Raw genomic sequence first — 17,668 nt, 5'->3', positions numbered from 1 at the left:
CTCCCGGGGAAAGCTGCGATGCGTCTTGGACAACCTTGCAAGAGGGTGTTACCAGACTTGGCAGCAATTTGGGTGGATTGGGTACTAATGCGTTTTTTGTCAGTATTGGCGGCTGCCGGAGTTCTGTTTGGATGCTCCGCCCTGCCGGGCGAGGGCCCGGCTGCGATAAATATTTCGTCGCAAGATGTAGAAACCAGCGCGCAGACGGGGGATTACACCGTCGTCGTTGTCGAGCCGTCCAACATTGACACCATCAAGAATTACCGCCCACTTGCTTTCGCCAACCAGTTCCACGGAGTGGGGAGTGGCGGGTCTTCAACACTCCTCGGCGTTGGCGACACGCTGAATGTCACTATCTGGGAAGCGTCGCCAGACGGCCTGTTCAGCAGTGGCGGTGGCGGGTCGAGCAACATTCCATCCGTTGTTGACGAGAGCGGCTATATCTTCGTGCCGTACGCTGGCCGTATACGGGCGGCAGGCCTCAGCATTGAGGGCTTGCGCCAGTCGGTGCAGCAGAAACTCGTTGGCAAGGCCGTTGAGCCGCAGGTTCTGATTTCCCTCAGAGACAAGCTGAGCTCAACCGCGGTTGTCGTCGGCGATGTCGCCAAGCCCGGCGTTTATCCGTTGCCGCTGCGAAATACTCGCCTGCTTGACCTCGTTGCGCAGGCAGGTGGCGCGCGCGACGCGACCTATGAGACCGTGGTTACGCTGAAGCGCGGCAACCGCGCCGGTACCACCCGTCTGGAAGACCTGATCGATTATCCGGAAAACAACGTTCTGATCGCGCCGAACGACAACATTCTTCTGTCGCATCGCCCGCGTACTTTCTCTGCTTTCGGTGCCCTCAAGGCAAACCAGCTCGTTCCGTTCAGGACGAAGACCGTCACGATGGCCGAGGCCCTGGCGACGGTGGGTGGTTTGCGGGATGACCGCGCGGATGCAAACGGTGTGTTCCTGTTCCGCTTCGAAGATGCTGCGCTTGTGCGAAAGCTCAAGCCTCTTCTTGCGGACAAGCTGACGGGTCAGAGCGTTCCTCTTGTCTACAAGCTGAGCCTTCGCGATCCGAAGGGTTTCTTCATGTCGCAGAAATTCGAAATGCGGGACAAGGATATCCTGTTCGTTTCGAACCATCCGACTGCTGAGCTTGGCAAGTTCCTGCAAATCATCGCTCCGCTCATCAGCAACTACTCTGTGGTAAGTAACATCACGGATTAACAGTTGCCGTACGAAGATTTAACGGCTCAGATAAACATCGTGGGCCGTTAAAGCCGGTAGGTTGGCAGATTGCATGGTTTCAGTCAGTTCAATGGTGGTGCTGTTTCTGCAAGGGCCGCCTGGCGTTTTTGCGCGAACCATTGCCGACAGCCTTGAAAAAGCAGGGGCGTCCACACGCCGGGTGAACCTGTGTGCCGGCGACTGGATCGGTTGGCACGACCGCAGATGTACATCCTATCGCGGTTCCTTGCGAAACTGGCCCAACTGGCTTCGAGCCTACTGTCTCGACCAGAAGATTACCCACATCGTCTATTACGCGGATCGTGTGCCTTATCATGTCGCAGCGGCGGAAGTGGGAGCGGAACTCGGCATAACGTGTCTGACCTTTGAGAACGGCTATCTGCGTCCGGACTGGATAACGCTCGAGCATTGCGGAATGTCCGCGCACTCCCGGTTTCCGGATGATCCGGAACTCATCATGAAGGTAGGTAGCAGCCTTCCGGATATCGACCGGCAGGCACTCTACAAGTATCCGTTCATCAACGAAGCGGTGAACGAGGTAACCTACAATATGTCCAACGTGATCTTCGCGTTGTCATATCCCAGGTATGTCCGTGACAAGCTCTATCATCCGCTGATCGACTACCTGAGCAATATTCCGCGATTCTCGCTCGCCAAAAGCCGCAACAGGCACGCCCACCACGTGATTGACGACATTATTGCGACTGGCCTGCCATACTACGTCTTTCCTCTTCAGCTTCAGAGCGACTATCAGCTGCGCTATAACTCCCAGTATGACCATATTGCGGATGCTGCGGAGGAGGTTATCAAGTCGTTTGCAGAAAACGCACCTGCCGCGGCGCGCCTTGTCTTCAAGGTCCACCCTCTGGACAATGGCATGGAGCCTTGGGGGCGAATCCTGCGGACGCTCGCCAAGAAATACCGGGTCAAGAAGCGTGTGGTTCTGGTGGATGGTGGCAACCTGAACCGGCTACTGGAACACGCAGCAGGCTCCTTGACGATCAACAGCACCACCGGTCTTCATGCCCTCAGGGCGAATTGCCCCACGAAGGTTCTCGGCATCGCACTTTATGATATCGCAGGGCTGACGTGCCAGAATCCTCTTGATGATTTCTGGCGCAACCCGACGATGCCCGATCAGGATCTGCTGGATGCGCTTGAGCGGTTGCTTGCCGCGTCCATTCAGGTCAAGGGATGTTTCTACACCAAGGAAGGCAGAGAGGCGGCTGCCGACATGATGGCGGAACGGATGATTGCGGACACGGTTAATTTGCCGCAAGCCTTCTGTGAAATGCCGCCTCGTTTGCAAAAGGCTCAGGCGAGAGGGATCGCGACGACCTTCTCCGAACAACTGGAACGGCGCGGCAAAACTGAACGGTGGACACATGTCTGGCGCGGTTGAGCCGTCTGTGGCAACGGAAACTCGCCCAAACGTCGTAAGACGGGTCTTATTTCTGCAGGGACCGTTATCTCCGCTCTACAAGCAAACGGGTGATTGCCTCAAAGCCCTCGGGTTTGATGTTCACCGGATCAATTTCTGCGCTGGTGACTGGCTACATTGGCACGGAAAGGGTTGTGTCAGTTTCAAGGGGCAGCCATCCGAATGGCCGGCTTACATAGAAGACTATCTGCGCAAACACGAGATTACAGATCTCGTTCTTCATGGGGATCAGCGCCTTTACCATCGCCTTGCTATCGAAAAGGCAGTCCAGTTAGGCGTTTATGTTGCCGTGACAGAACTTGGGGCATTGCGGCCCGGCTGGATGACGCTGGAGCGAACCGGTTTGTCCACGCTCAGTCACTTTCCTTCCGAACCGGCTGCGATAAGGCGCATAGCCGAGACAGCAGGGCCGATGGATCTCTCCCCGCGTTATCCCTCCAGCTTCTGGCTCCAGACAGCGCCTGACGTGGTTTATAACCTGACGAATGTCTTCCTGAAGCCGCTCTATCCAGCCTATCAGCGGCACACGATCTATTCCCCGGTCGCGGAATATCTGCGCGGAGCAGTCAGGCTGTTGACGGAAAAGCGGAGGAACAGGGCAGCAGAACACCAGCTTGCGGAATTGCAGGAGAAGGCGGTTCGCTATTACGTGCTGCCGTTGCAGCTGGAGGGAGATTTCCAGTTACGCAGACATTCTCCGTTCCACAGTTTTGAAGAGGTTCTGGAAGTCGTTTTTCGCTCCTTGACCGAAGTGGCAGATGACGACGTTCATCTGGTTCTGAAGAGCCACCCTCTCGATGTCGGCTTCGAAGACTGGCCGGGTGTTGCCAATCAACTTGCAGACCGCTTCGGCTTGCAGCACAGGGTGCATTTTCTCGATGGCGGCGGCCTTGCAAAGCCGTTCGAGCAGGCGCTCGGGGTCGTGACGCTGAATTCCACTGCCGGGCTGGAAGCCTTGCAAGCTGGCGTGCCGGTGAAGACGCTGGTGCCGGCCCACTACGATATTGCCGGCCTGACCCACCAGGGTGATCTGGCGAGTTTCTGGAATAATCCAGATCAGCCGGATCGTGACCTTCTCCTCACTTACGTTCAAGCGCTGGCAGCTTCAACGCAGGTGAGAGGGTCGATCCACAATTCGGAAGGCGTCGCAGTTGCGGCGAAAAACATTGCCGAAAAGATTGCCAATAGAGACTTGAACGCCTTCGGAGCCTATGTCGATCCTCCTCCCAGGCTCGCCAGGGCACGTGCGCTCGGAGTGCCGTTGTGATCGGTTGGCTGAAGGGGCATAAATCGGCGTTGAAGATTGTCGACCCGGAGCTTCGGCCTTTGGAAGCCCGGCTTCAGGCGGCTCACGAGGGCGGGATCCTTGAGAGTTCAGATACCAATCCCTATCAGGCAGTTTGGCTGAAAAACGCTAATACGTTCAGCGGAATGAAGCCTGTCACAGGTAGCCTTCTTCTGGTCCTGGAAGGACCGACCCCTGCACAAGCCCGGCGGCTGCCCTCCAGCTTAATTCTTTTGCCAGTGAGCCGCACTGAGCTGAAAGAACGGTCTTTGATGAGCGTCGCCTGTGACACGTTAATCCGGCAGTTCGTCACACATGGTCGGAATATTGCGTCGGTTTGCGATTTTGCAGGCACCTGGCGTGAGCAGTCGCTCTCCTGTTCCGCGGCGGGCGAAACTGCGGTTGCTGGAGCCGAAGGTCTTTCGCTTCAAAGGCTTTTGGCCGGAGACGACGTCCGACAAGAGGGAGCGTTGTTCTGGACCGAGCTCAAAAACAGGGCCGCTCTTGAGCAGATAGCCACCGACGATCTGCTGAACTGGATATTGTCTTGCCGGACTGCATGGTTCTCACCTTATACAGGCGATCTTCTGCACCCAGGTGATGCGCTGGAGATCCACTCGCTTATGCAGGAGCAGTGGCAGGACAACGCCATGCCCGGCCATTGTTACGGCGCGCAGTATTGGAACCATCCTTCGATCAACGCCACCTTTTCCGGAAAAGGCGGGGCGGTCACGTTTCACGAAACCCAACAGGACGCTGTCTCAGCCGCACGGAGTGACGGCGGGCGGATATATTCCTGGGCAGGGCGCACCGATCCCGCGTTCGAGCAGATCTGCATACAAAACGGGATTCAGTTGTCGCGCATAGAAGACGGTTTCTTGCGCTCCGTCGGTCTTGGTGCAGGCCTTGCAAGAGGGGCTATGCTTGCGGTCGATGACCTCGGCATCTACTACGACCCCTCTCGGCCCAGCCGGCTTGAGGTGCTACTGAAAGAGTACGTGCTTTCACCGGAAGAACGGAACCGGGGCGAAGCTTTGATCGACCTGATCATTCGCGCCAGGGTCTCCAAATACAATTTCGGCAAGACGCGTTCATTTGCCTATCCGGCCAACAAGGATAAGATCCTTGTACCGGGGCAGGTTGCGGACGATGCGGCAATCAGAAAATCCAGATCTGCGACAATCGATTGCGCCAACACACCGAACGTGAATCTCGATCTGCTTCGCCTCGCCCGTGCCCGTCATCCCGAGGCGTTTCTGGTTTTCAAGCCACATCCCGATGTTGAGACCGGTTTGCGCAAAGGCAAGGTACCCCGTGAAACCGCGCTGGAATACGCCGATGAAATTGCCGAAGATGCGAATATCATCGACCTCATAGAGGCAGTCGATTGTGTCGAGACTTTTTCTTCGTTATCGGGGTTCGAAGCTTTGCTGCGGGGCAAGAAGGTGTGTGTCCACGGAGCGCCCTTTTATGCCGGCTGGGGCCTTTGTGAGGATTTGACCCAGATTGAAGGCAGGGGCACAAGCCGCACCTTGCCGGAGCTGGTCTATCTGGCTCTCGTGAAGTATGCCCGCACAATTGACCCGGTTTCCTTGTTGCCATGCTCACCGGAGTTTTTGGTTGCGCGGCTAGCGGAGCAGCGGACAGACAAGCGGCACCTTCTGGTGACCGCGATCAAGCGGCACTCGTCCTGGCTAGGCAGAAAACTTGGAATCTAACCCTCATGGGAGAGGCAAGAATGGCAGGCGAAACACAAAAGGTCATCGTGTTGACCGGTGCCAGTGGCGGCATAGGGCAGGCGCTTGCTCGTGAATACGCTGGTCCTGGCATCTATTTCGCCCTCATTGCCCGGGACGAGGCGCGTCTGGAAGCTCTGCTGAAGGAAATCCGCGAGCTTGGCGCAGACGGTGAAATCAGCGCCATCGATATTCGTGATCGCGAAGCACTGCATGGCTACCTCAGTGATCTGGATGCACGGCATCCTGTCGATCTGGTCATTGCAAATGCTGGTGTGACTGCAGGGCTCGGCCCCAACCGAACGCGCGAAACGAATGCCGACAGCGATCGGCAGATCGATGTGAATTATCGAGGCGTGGTCAACACTCTCACAGGCCTCGTCGACAACATGCAAAAACGCCGGCAGGGGCAACTGGTGCTTATCTCGTCTCTGGCCGGAATGCGTGCCTTGCCGGATATGCCGAGCTACAGCGCCACGAAGGCGGCACTCATTGCCTACGGGCATTCCCTTCGCGGTTGGTTGAAGCCCTTCGGCATATCCGTGACGATCATCTGTCCGGGGTTCATCACTTCACCGATGTCTGCGCGCCACAACGGTGCCAAACCATTCGAAATGCCGGCTTCAAAAGCAGCCACATTGATGCGACGGGCCATCGACCGTCGCAAGCCGTTCTATGCGTTTCCGTTTTTGCTGGCCTGGGGTATTCGCCTTCAAAATCTGTTGCCGACGAAAATCGGCGATCTCTTCATGGGCGGTTTTGATGTGACGATTGATCAGGATCCGCGTTATCGAGAGAACTCTGACAGGTAGGCTTCCGCTGATCCGGACACGACAGCATATCCGTGTCCGGCAATTGCGGGAGGCATAGTGCCCAAATCTGTTAGCGCGTAGCCTTGATAAGCCTGTCGACGGCAGTTCCGTCCGCGCGCATGGCGTCGAGTTCGGAAGCCGTTGTCTCTACAGCACGCCGAATCTGGTCTTCGGTATGTTCGCTCGTAATGAAGAACCGAATGCGCGCTGATTTTTCAGGCACGGCCGGGAAAATGATCGGCAGGGCATTGATTCCCTTTGCGAGCAAACGATTGGAAAGTGTTGCGGCACTTGCAGAATCGCCGACAATGACCGGAACCACCGCGTAGCCGGCACTGGGGCCAGTGTTCAGTCCGGCTTCCTTCGCGAGCTCCAGAAAGAGTGCTCCGTTCTTCTGAAGCTTTGCGACTCGCTCAGGTTCCTGCTCGAGCAGTTCGGCAGACGCAATGGCAGCGCCTGCGAGCGCGGCGGAAAGTCCAACGGAAAACACGAAACCCGGCGCAGACACTTTGAGGTAGTCGCACAGGACCTTGGATCCGGCGATATAGCCACCGCAGGATGAGAAGGTCTTGGACAGCGTCCCCATCCAGATCTCGACTTCAGTCGGGTCTATTCCGAAATGCTCGGCGATGCCCTTGCCGGTCTTGCCGAGGACACCGATGGAATGTGCTTCGTCGACCATCAGCCAGGCGTCATAAGCCTGTTTGAGCTTCACGACCCGCTTCAGGTCCGGGAAATCTCCATCCATCGAATAGAGACCTTCCACAACAACAAGCACCTTGTCGAACTTGTGTCGATGATCTGCGAGCATCTTTTCCAGAGCATCAAGATCATCATGAGGGAAGTTCATGCGGGTCGCGCCGGACAGGCGAACACCTTCGGCAATCGAGTTGTGCACGAAAGAGTCTGTCAGGACCAGATCACCCTTGTGGACCAAATGTCCGATCGTCGTGACGTTGGTGGCATGACCGGACACCATGACGATCGACGATTCCACACCGTGGATCCTCGCCAGCGCTGCTTCCAGTTCTGCGTGGAAAGGGCGCTCGCCGGCAACAATACGGCTTGCGGAAACGCTCGTGCCGAATTTGTCGACATAGGCCTTTGCGGCTTCGTTGACCTTGGTGTGCCCGTTCAGGCCGAGGTAGTTGTAAGAAGCAAAATTGTCGTAGTTGCTGCCGTTGATGACGCTTGTACCCGCTGCCAGCCCGTCGTGAGGCCGGAAAAACGGATTTTCGATCCCCATCATGTCTGCCGCAGCTCTGTGCATCTGCAATTGCTTGACCTGCGGCAGCTCCTTGAAGTCATAGACCTTGCGCATCGGGGCTGCCGCTTGTGGACGCGCCGACGAAGACGTCGCCCGTCCACGCGCAGAACGGCGGTTGGCTTTCAAGCTGTCCATCAGCTTGGCGCGATCATCAGCGCCCATACCAGTCAATCCTTTTATGATGCCGCTTACAGGAAGGAACCAAGTTCGCGGCTCTTGTTCTCAACTTCGGCAGCAATGTCGGAAAGATCTTCCGTTTCCTGACGCTGGTCATCCACATGCAAGCTGGCGAGCTGCTGCGTTTCATCCGAAATTCCGGAGGCATTTTCTTCGCCCAGAACCCGGTTTGCAACACGGCTGGACAGGTCGATCAACGTCGCTCCGTTTGCGAGAGACATCAATGGAATGTCGATCCCCAGCTGCCGTTCCGCACTCATGCGCAGCTCGAGAGCCATCAGGGAATCCATGCCGATGTCCGACAGCGGCTTGTGCGGATCGATCTCTTCAGGTGCAATCCGCAGGATCTTGCCGATTTCGGCAGCCAGAAGCTTGGCAACAGTCTGTGCGGCAGTGACCTGATCCATGCCTTCCAGCATGGCTGCAAGGTCGATCGCTCCGTCCGCACCGGTTTCGTCCTCGTCACCAAGGCCAAGCAGACCGACCAGAGGTGTGCCGACCAGTGCCAGATCCTTGCGTGCCGCCTGCCAGTCGATACGCGCATATCCAAGCGCCGCAAGGCCAACGTCGTCCTGCGAAGGCTGCACCATAAGGGCCATGAGCCCGTCGAGCGCTTCCTTGGCAGTCAGGGCATGGCGTCCGAGCTTGCGGGACAGCATCTCGTTGACATCTTCGTTGCGGGCCAGATACCCGGCGTCGGAGATTGCACCCCAGGCGACAGCAAGGCCCGGCCAGCCTTCGGCCCTGCGTTTGCGTGCAAGGCCTTCCAGGTAGCCGTTGGCGGCGACGTAGTTGGCCTGACCAGGGTTGCCGACAATGGTCGTGGCGGACGAATACAACACGAAATGATCGAGCGGATCGTCGGATGTCAGTTTGTCCAGCAGTTCCGCGCCGCGGACCTTGGGCGCCAGCACTTTTGTCAGACCGTCATGATCCATGTTGGCGATCAGCACGTCATTCAGCACCATCGCCGTGTGGAACACGCCCTTGATCTGATGTCCTTCAGACCGGATCTCTGCAAGCGCTTTCTTGACTGCTGCTTCGTTGGTGATGTCGCAGGCATAACCCTTGATCGAGATGCCGCGCTTGGTCAGTTGCGCGAGAACCTCCTGGGCGTCTTCACTTGAAGCGCCCCGGCGGCTGAGAACCGCAAGCGACTTGGCACCGTGATCGGCAAGGCGGTGGAGCAATGCTGCACCGAAGCCGCCGAAGCCACCGGCAACGACGTAAACAGCCTCACCGTCAAACGAGATCTCGCGCTTGGTCGGCACGTTTTCGGGAACCGCGGGCGGGCGGATCACGATCTTGCCGATATGGCCCGCCTGCTGCATCAGCCGGAAGGCGTCGACCACATCTGCGGCTTCGAACAGGCGATGCGGCAAGGGACGTAGCGTGCCCGCTTCGAATAGCTCGACAAGTTTGACGAACAGGTCGACGGCCAGCTTTGGCTGACGGGTCAGAAGCTGGTCGGCATCGATGCCGAAGTAGGTCAGGTTCTGACGGAACGGACGCAGGCCGATCCGGGTGTTGCCGTAGTAGTCGCGTTTGCCCAGTTCCAGGAAGCGGCCGAACGGTTTCAGAACCTCAATGCTGCGTTCCATGGCTTCGCCGAACAGCGAGTTGAGAACAACATCGACGCCTTCGCCGGCAGTTTCTTCCATGACGGCGTCAACGAAAGCCAGACTTCTGGAGTCCAGAACAACATCTGCCCCGAGCAGCTTCAGGGTGTTGCGCTTGTCTTCGGACCCTGCAGTCGCAATGATTTTCGCACCACGCCACTTGGCAATCTGCAAGGCGGCCAGGCCGACGCCACCGGCGCCTCCGTGGATCAGGACCGTTTCCCCTTCAGAGAGAGCAGCCAGATGCACAAGGGCATAATAGGCAGTGAGGAAGGTGACCGGGATCGTTGCAGCTTCTTCCGCGGAAACTGTGCTCGGCATCGGCGCACAGCCACTTTCGTCGACCGTGACATGAGATGCAAAGCAGGCCGGGGCGAAGGTGATGACCTTGTCACCCGGTCGGAAGCGGGTCACGTCCGGACCACAGCCCACAACATGACCACAGCACTCCATGCCGAGTGTCGGTCCGGCAAAGCCATCTTCGAGAGCTTCTTCCGGCAACAGGCCAAGTGCCCACATCACATCGCGGAAATTGAGACCGCTGGCTTCAACGGCGATTTCCACGTCCTTGCCTTCAAGCGGCTTGCGCTCAACTGCGTGCCAGGAGAGCTGGTCCAGGGAGCCTTGGCGCAGGATATCCAGCCGCATGGCGGGTTTGGCGCCTTCCGGCAACGTGACGCTTGATAGGACGCCACCTTTTACAAGGCGGATACCGGAACGGGTTTTGCTGTCGAGAACGATTTCCCGCTCGCAATTGGCTACCAGGATTTCGTCGGCCACACGTGCAGCAGCTATCCCTGGCTCCAGATCCGGTGAGACGTCGATCAGCTTCAGGTTCGCGTCCGGGTATTCGTTCATGACCACACGGCCAAACGCCCAGATCCCGGCTTGCTCGGGAGCGGCTGGCTTGCCACCGGCTATATCCTGCGCGCCGGCTGGTGCCAGAACCGTGAATTCGCCGCCGTTTGGTCCCAACGCCTTGAGAAGTGTCATCAGGCTGAAGGCACGACTATCAACAGATGCGAGAGCGTCGGCCGGGGCAGCATAGGCGCCGAGCAAATGAACGACCCGGCCGTTATGTGCGGCAACAAGCGCGTTGAGCGCTTCGTCGGCCACCTGGGCCTCAACTTTGTCGCCAAGCGCAACACTCCAGATGTCGTCGCCGAGCTGTTCGGTAACTTCACCCGGAACAAGAAGGGTGGCTGTGTGCCCTTTTCGGGTCAGGCAAGCCTTCAGACCTTCGGCGAGGCGGTGAGACGCGCCCTCGGAGCTGGTCAGGAGAAGATATTTTTTCTTCTCGACTTCAGTTTCCGGTGCTTCTTCGTCGGTGTCCGATGCTTCTTCAGCGCGATCACCCGCACGCGCGCACAGGAGATCGGCTTCAATCAAAGTGCTCTTCAGCGGTACTGTCTGGACCTCGGCCAAACCGGCAGCTTCCAGCGTCTTGGTCCAGTCTGCCTGTTGCCTGGAAATCGGGAACTCGGCAGTTGCGCCTTCGTCCCACCAGGACGAGCCGACGCCCATGATTAGGTCGGTGAGCGGATGAGGCAGCGGTTCTGCGCCAAGCACCAGCCCGCCTGGAACCATGGATTTCGTAAACCGCTTCAGCGTGTCTGCATCGATTTCCGCAAGAGACGTATCGAACAGCACGATGTCGAAATGCCGGTCGAAGGTAAAGGATACTTCGCCTGGTTCAACAAACTCGGTCGCCGAACTGCCCTGCCACAGACGCTCGCCCCTGCCAACTGCGGAGGACGTTGCATCTGTTACGGTCAGCGCCATGTAGGTGGGATCAAGCGCAGCATCGATCGCCGCAGCGAGGCCACCGTTTGCCCCAACCAGAAGGACCCTTAGTGCCTGGTCACTTGGCCAGCTGGAAATCAGGCTTTGCACACCAGACTGCAGGGCCGACGACAGGGCCCGCTTGCCAGGAGAGGAGGAGCGGTAGGCGTCGAACAGGCTGGAAGAATATTCCTTGCCGGAAGCTTCCTGAAGGCCGAACTTCAGGATATCGGACAAACCCGTCCAAAGTCGCGCCAACAATGCTGCTTCGGCGATATGTTCGCCGCCGCCATCGGTCAGGGCTTGCAGAAGCGCCGATGCATCTGGATTGCCAGACGGGTCCGTGAGTTCAAAACCTTCGTCACTTTCCGTGCACAGCCCGCTCTCGGCCAGCCAGCCAAAGAGACTTGCTGCAAGCGGCACTGCCGTTTCATGCAGATCGCCGGTCGCGACAAGCGACGCCAGTTCAATTTTCCGATCTGCGAAAAGATCGAAAAGAGTCTTGTGCGCAATCGTGCGACCCAGCGCTTCGATCAGAACACGGCTGTCGTCGAGTTCCTGGTCGTCGGCGCCCAAAAGGTCCAGATTGCCTGCCAATGAAGGCAAGCCTTCGAAGGTTTCCTGAAGCGGCGAGATACGGTCCTGCGCAGGAAGAAGCGTCGCAATCTGGCGGTAGACCAGATCGTCGGGACGTGTGTCCTGTCCAAGGGTAACCGCCTTGAACCGGGTCTTGGTCAAGCGGGCGATCGTCAGGCCTTCGGCATCCAGGAACTCGAAGCTTGCTTCGATCGAGCGCGGAGACGCCTTTGTGACTTCGATACGCACGGAAGCCGGCAGGGTTTCCGGTGCCAGAAGACGCAAGGTGCCAAGTCGGATCGGCAGGAAGGATGTGTTTTGCGGAACGTCCTCGACACCATCCAGGAGCGCAAACAGGCCATGGAAACCGGCATCCACCAAAGTCGGGCAGAGCGAGAACGAGTAATCTGCGAGGCTCTCGTCCTGCGGCAACAGCATAACGGTCGCGCTGGTATTCGAGTGCTTGACCACTTTATCGGCACGGCGGAAAGCTGGACCGTAATTCAGGCCAAAGCTCTTGGTGACCGTGTAAAGCGTTTCGTGATCGAGTTCCGACAGAACGCTGTCGCCGGGTTTCGCCCATGGGGTCCTGGAAGTCGTTGAAGGCGTCAGGAATGTTCCCCGGGCATTCAAGGACCAGTCGTTGTCGGACAGGCGCGGTCGCGACAGGATCTCAACCACATGATCGTCAGGCGAGATACGGACCTGGGTTTCCCAGACTTCATCGCCTTCGATTACCAACGGACGAAGAATGTCGAAGTCGCGCAATTCGATCTGGTCGCTCCGGCTCCACCGGAGCGCTGCGCGCAGGCTCATCTCGATATAGCCCGCGGCCGGATAGACGATGCTTTCCTCAACCTTGTGATCCTGCAGGAAGGGCAGGGAACCGCTGTCGATGTGGTTGAACCACTCCGCAGTGTCCTGACGCAGACGGTATCCCAGCAGCGGCCAGGTCTGACCGAACATGAAATCGACGCGTTCAGGGCTGTTTTCCGGGCGATACTCGGAGTTCTGCCAGGGGTAGGATGGGAGCGGAACCAGATGCCCTGGGCGTTCGCCGACAAACCGGATCAGGTCGGTCTGGCCGCCATGTGCCACAACGGATGCGGCGATCCTGTCAAGCGGATTGCCTGCTGCGGCAGCTGCTTTCTTGGAAGGTTCCTTGAGCGTTTCAAGAACCTTGGCCTTCTTGCCTTTGGCCCGCAGGACGTCGTTCACATAGGTGCCGAGAACAGGCTTGGGACCGATTTCGATCAGGACAGAGAAATCATCTGCTGCCATGTTTTCCATGGCGGCGGCAAACCGGACTGGCTGACGAACGTTGTGCCACCAGTATTCTGCATCGACGCGGACATCGCGTTCATCCGGCGTAACCGTCGAATAGAATGGAAGCGACACGTCTGTGGGCGAAAGACCATCCAATGCAGCAAGCAGAGGCTTTTCGATCGGGTCAACCAGAGCGCTGTGGAATGGATACGCCAGGTTCAGGCGCCGCATGGCCCACTTTTTCTTGCGGGCAAACTTCGCAAAAGCATCCAGGCTTTCGCTGTCTCCGGAAATTGTGACGCTTCGCGGGCTGTTGTCGGCAGCGAGTTCAAGTCTCGGCAGTCCGCTTTCCGCGATGGCGGCAACTGCCTGATCTGCCGGCAGAAGCAAGGCAGCCATGGACCCGAGATCCCTGACGACTTCCTGTTCACTGGAACGGGCGCGAATGACGCGGACTGCTTGTTCGAGGTTCAGGGCGCCTGCACACCAGGCTGCGGCAACTTCACCGACCGAATGACCTGCGGTCCCGGCAGCAGTAATGCCGCGTTGGCGCAGTGATTCCACAATGCCGACCTGAATTGCAAACAGAAGCGGCTGCGCGATTTCGGAGCGCTCAAGATCGGCTTCAAGGTCTTCTGCAAAAAGCGTTGTGACGAGCGACCAACCGCTCAAACCCATGAAGATCTTGTCGACCTTGTCAAATGCGGTCCGGAATGGCGTGTCGGCCTGATAAGCTTCCTGGCCCATACCCGCCCATTGAGACCCGTTTCCGGAAAAGACAAACCCGACCTTCGCGTTCGACTTGATGACGCTGCCAGAAACGACATCTGCGTTTTCATCGCCGCTTTCTGCGAATGAACGCAGTGCGTCGAGTTTTTCCGCCTTGGTCTTGCCGAGAACAACAAGACGCTCTGAAAGCAGATCGCGGCCGTGGGCACTTGAGGCAATCACATTACCGGCTGTTTCATCCGCCTCGTTGTCGAGACGTTCGGCGAACTTGCCGGCAAGTTGCTGCAGGGCTTCCTTGGAACGGGCACTGATGACCAGCGGTGCGTCAACCGGTGCTGTCGAAGCTTCGGCGGTTTCAGGATCGGGATCGCCTATGACGGCGTGAGCGTTCGTGCCACCGAAACCGAAGGAATTGACCCCTGCAAGTCTGCGGGTGCCATTGCGCTCCAGGGAAACGGCTTCACCGGCAACCTTGAGGTTCAGCTCGTCAAACGGAATATCCGGGTTCGGATTTCTGAAGTGCAGCGACTGCGGCAGGAGGTCTTCTCGCAGCGCCATTACGGATTTCAGAAGTCCGACCAGACCGGAAACAGGCTCAAGGTGACCGACGTTGGTCTTGACGGATCCGATGGGCAGCGCCTTGTCGCGTTTCTGGCCAATAACCTTGCCAAGCGCATCCGCTTCTGCAGGGTCACCAACGCGCGTTCCGGTGCCGTGGGCCTCGACGAAGGCAAGATCCGTCGGGTTGATTTCCAGGCCTTCGTAAATTTCACGTAAGAGGTCTGCTTGCGCATACGGGGACGGAAGCGACAGGCCGACAGTGCGACCGTCGGCATTGATGCCGGTTGCAAGCAGCTTGCCGTGGCTCTTTGCACCTTCCGGAATGCCAGCACGCGCAGCACGCAGAACGACTACTGCGCCGCCTTCGGAGCGCACGTACCCATCGCCATTGGCGTCGAATGCCTGGCAGAGGCCTGTTGGCGACAGCATTGTGGCGCGGGAGAAGCCGACAAAGGCAAACGGGCTGAGCAGAAGGCTGACGCCGCAGACGATCGCGGTATCGATCTGGCCGGACTCGATGGCGGAAACCGCTTCGTGCAATGCGACGATGGAAGAGGAGCAGGCGGTGTCGACCGTGAAGCTCGGGCCTCTGAGGTCGTAAATGTAGGAAATGCGGTTGGAAACGATCGACAGCGTGTTGCCGGTCATGAACTGCATGTCGGCCATGGCCGGATCGACCAGGAAGCGATGGTGGTAATCGAGAGACGACGCACCTACATAAACGCCGGTGTTCGAGCCGGCCAGGTCACTGGGGCGGATATTGGCGTGTTCCAGAGCTTCCCAGACCAGTTGCAGCAGCAGCCGTTGCTGCGGATCCATCTGCACGGCTTCACGCGGAGAGACACCAAAAAAAGAGGGGTCAAATCCCCACACATCATCCAGCTGCCCGGCAGCCCAGGTGTAGGTCTTTCCAGACGTGCTTTGGACCGGGTGTCCGAAGCGGGCCAGCGGCCAGCGGTCTTTGGAGACAGACGTAACGGCGCATTCGCCGTTTTTCAGCAATGACCAGAATTCGGCAGAATCGTTGGCGCCGGGAAGGCGGGTAGAATAACCAAGAATATCGATATTTGATGTAAGCGACGCCACAGAACAACCTGTTTTTATTAGTTGGGTACAGTCAAGCTATTGATTTTCATAAGAAAACTTACAGTTTATAAACAGTCATTTCCGCATGCTCCCTCGAGATAAATCGCAGACCGGCGCGACCCAGTCCCAGTGCTGCCATGCGTAAGCTTATCCCATGCCAAACAGCGTTTCCAGCTACCTTGCAAACGCAGGGTTTGGCAACCTTTATCCCATGGAGAAATGCTGGAAAAGGCTAGATACATAAAAAATCGTATTTCTTCTGAGTGTTGTTAAGAAGCGTCGATGCGTTGCAAGAACAGATTTTGAAAATCTCTTGAAAAACAAACGCCCCGCACGAGGGCGGGGCGTTTTTTGGTGTTCGGCTGCGGATCAGACGTTGCTGTCCGGGAAAGACGCCTTGCGTTCGGTCATGAAAGCCAGCAGCGCCTCGTCGATGCCCGGGTCAAGTTCGGGGCCCGTGTAACCCGCCAATTGTTCCTTCCAGCGGGCATTGGCACGTTGTGCGGCATCCAGTTGCCCGTCTGCGAGCCATTGCTCGTAGGAGTTATTGTCGGCGATCGAGGACCTGAAGAAAGCGCTCTCGAAATTGCGCTGCGTGTGCGCCGCGCCGAGGAAATGGCCACCGGGACCGACTTCTTGAAGCGCGTCCATCGCCAGAGTTTCATCAGAGATTTCGATGCCCTTGGCAAGTACATGCATCATGCCGAGCTGGTCGGCATCCATGACGAACTTTTCGTAGGAAGAGCACAATCCGCCTTCCAGCCAGCCGGCTGCGTGAAGGCAGAAATTCACACCTGATTGCAAGGTGGCCAGAATGGTCTGCGCGGATTCCTGCGCAGATTGCGCATCCGGGCTCTTGGATGCGGTGAACGAGCCACCTGAACGGAACGGCAGGTTGAGCCTGCGGGCGAGTTTTGCTGCCCCGTTGAGAAGTAGGGAGCCTTCCGGGCTGCCGAAAGTCGGGGCGCCGGATTGCATGGAGATCGAACTGACGAAGGCACCGAAAACGACCGGAGCACCGGGACGAATCAACTGGGTCAGGGCACAGCCGGCCAGAGCCTCTGCCAGCACTTGCGACAGCGTACCGGCAACGGTTACCGGGCTCATGGCGCCTGCCAGGATAAACGGCGAAACGATACAAGCCTGATTGTGCTTGGCATAAACCTTGAGAGCACCAAGCATGGTGGCGTCGAAAACCAGAGGCGAATTGGCGTTGATCAGCTGGATCATGACGCAGTTCTGATCGACGAAGTCCTCACCGAAGGTGATCTGCGCCATCTTCACGGAATCTTCGGCGCGTTCCGGTGCGGTGACCGACCCCATGAACGGCTTGTCGGAATATTTGATATGGGAATAGACCATATCGAAGTGCCGCTTGTTGACCGGAAGGTCGACAGGCTCACAGACGGTGCCGCCGGAATGATGCATCCACGGCGACATGTAGGCAAGCTTCACGAAGTTGCGGAAGTCCTCGATCGTGCCGTACCGCCGGCCCTTGTCGAGATCGGTGACGAAAGGGGGGCCGTAGACCGGAGCAAAGACAAGATTGTTGCCGCCGATTTCAACGTTGCGCGCAGGGTTGCGGGCATGCTGGGTAAATTGGGAAGGGGCCGTCTTTACCAGCTCCTGAAGCATGCCCTTTGGAAAGCGGACACGTTCGCCGTCGACTTCCGCACCGGCTTCTTTCCAGATACCGATAACTTCGGGGTCGTCACGGAATTCAAGGCCGATTTCAGCGAGAATGCGGTCGGTATTGGCTTCGATCCGTTCCGCGCCTTCATCGCTCAAAATGTCGAAGTTCGGAATGTTGCGCGAAATGTAGGGAATGGCCAGGCCGGCAGGTCCGGCTTGCCGGCGCTCGCGGCGGGCGCTTCTTCCTCGACGGCCAGATGGGGCGGCGTCTGACATCTTATGCTCCCAAGATGATTTTGGTTGCGCGTAGTCTTTATCAGGAGCCCTGACAACCCGGCTCCATAACCGTCGCACAATACCGTAAAAGCGTCATGGCGCTTTGTTGCTTCATTTTCGCCGGAAAGTCCATTGACTTCGCACAGTGAAAAGTGGTTTCGGAATTGGCGACCAAGTGAAGGTCGAG

At 57.8% G+C, this 17,668-nt stretch carries 8 protein-coding genes; 5 read left to right on the top strand and 3 right to left on the bottom strand.

The genetic code is table 11. The features are described from left to right. The first annotated feature begins 87 nt into the window (after nt 1-87). The 5 genes from HEP89_RS23665 to HEP89_RS23645 all read left to right on the top strand — a co-directional run bounded on the left by HEP89_RS23665 (nt 88) and on the right by HEP89_RS23645 (nt 6,510). Nucleotides 88-1,215, top strand: a complete 1,128-nt coding sequence (locus HEP89_RS23665; RefSeq protein WP_167579610.1) for a polysaccharide biosynthesis/export family protein — start codon at nt 88-90, stop codon at nt 1,213-1,215. A 73-nt stretch (nt 1,216-1,288) separates the two neighbouring features. Then, a complete protein-coding gene (locus HEP89_RS23660) occupies nt 1,289-2,638 on the top strand; it encodes a capsular biosynthesis protein (RefSeq protein ID WP_208993338.1) in 1,350 nt (449 codons plus the stop codon). Then, nucleotides 2,622-3,944: a capsular biosynthesis protein gene (locus tag HEP89_RS23655; RefSeq protein WP_077293024.1), complete on the top strand. Its 1,323-nt coding sequence runs from the start codon at nt 2,622-2,624 to the stop codon at nt 3,942-3,944. The genes HEP89_RS23660 and HEP89_RS23655 overlap by 17 nt, the downstream gene beginning before the upstream one ends. Before the next feature lie 290 nt (nt 3,945-4,234). After that, a complete protein-coding gene (locus tag HEP89_RS23650) occupies nt 4,235-5,680 on the top strand; it encodes a capsular biosynthesis protein (RefSeq protein WP_167579609.1) in 1,446 nt (481 codons plus the stop codon). Nucleotides 5,681-5,700: 20 nt separating this feature from the next. Beyond that, complete coding sequence (locus HEP89_RS23645; RefSeq protein WP_077293022.1) at nt 5,701-6,510, top strand: SDR family NAD(P)-dependent oxidoreductase; 810 nt, start codon at nt 5,701-5,703, stop codon at nt 6,508-6,510. 70 nt (nt 6,511-6,580) lie between these two features. Here HEP89_RS23645 and HEP89_RS23640 read toward each other — a convergent pair whose 3' ends face one another. The 3 genes from HEP89_RS23640 to HEP89_RS23630 all read right to left on the bottom strand — a co-directional run bounded on the left by HEP89_RS23640 (nt 6,581) and on the right by HEP89_RS23630 (nt 17,481). Next, nucleotides 6,581-7,939, bottom strand: coding sequence for an aminotransferase class I/II-fold pyridoxal phosphate-dependent enzyme (locus HEP89_RS23640; protein WP_168693197.1), 1,359 nt, complete (start codon nt 7,937-7,939; stop codon nt 6,581-6,583). A gap of 26 nt (nt 7,940-7,965) precedes the next feature. Beyond that, complete coding sequence (locus HEP89_RS23635; protein WP_208997727.1) at nt 7,966-15,573, bottom strand: type I polyketide synthase; 7,608 nt, start codon at nt 15,571-15,573, stop codon at nt 7,966-7,968. Nucleotides 15,574-15,942: 369 nt separating this feature from the next. Continuing rightward, a complete protein-coding gene (locus HEP89_RS23630; protein ID WP_022999432.1) occupies nt 15,943-17,481 on the bottom strand; it encodes a trimethylamine methyltransferase family protein in 1,539 nt (512 codons plus the stop codon). Nucleotides 17,482-17,668 lie beyond the last annotated feature (187 nt).

The sequence above is a fragment of the Labrenzia sp. 5N genome (assembly GCF_012395805.1).
Lineage (GTDB): Bacteria > Pseudomonadota > Alphaproteobacteria > Rhizobiales > Stappiaceae > Roseibium > Roseibium algicola.
Note: the sequence above shows the minus strand (reverse complement) of the source record. Positions and strands in the feature narration are given on the sequence as shown.

Excerpts from the sequence above, each read along its gene's own strand:
- HEP89_RS23665 (WP_167579610.1), top strand. The coding sequence starts at position 88 with ATGCGTTTTTTGTCAGTATTGGCGGCTGCCGGAGTTCTGTTTGGATGC.
- HEP89_RS23660 (WP_208993338.1), top strand. The coding sequence starts at position 1,289 with ATGGTTTCAGTCAGTTCAATGGTGGTGCTGTTTCTGCAAGGGCCGCCT.
- HEP89_RS23655 (WP_077293024.1), top strand. The coding sequence starts at position 2,622 with ATGTCTGGCGCGGTTGAGCCGTCTGTGGCAACGGAAACTCGCCCAAAC.
- HEP89_RS23650 (WP_167579609.1), top strand. The coding sequence starts at position 4,235 with ATGAGCGTCGCCTGTGACACGTTAATCCGGCAGTTCGTCACACATGGT.
- HEP89_RS23645 (WP_077293022.1), top strand. The coding sequence starts at position 5,701 with ATGGCAGGCGAAACACAAAAGGTCATCGTGTTGACCGGTGCCAGTGGC.
- HEP89_RS23640 (WP_168693197.1), bottom strand. The coding sequence starts at position 7,939 with ATGGGCGCTGATGATCGCGCCAAGCTGATGGACAGCTTGAAAGCCAAC.
- HEP89_RS23630 (WP_022999432.1), bottom strand. The coding sequence starts at position 17,481 with ATGTCAGACGCCGCCCCATCTGGCCGTCGAGGAAGAAGCGCCCGCCGC.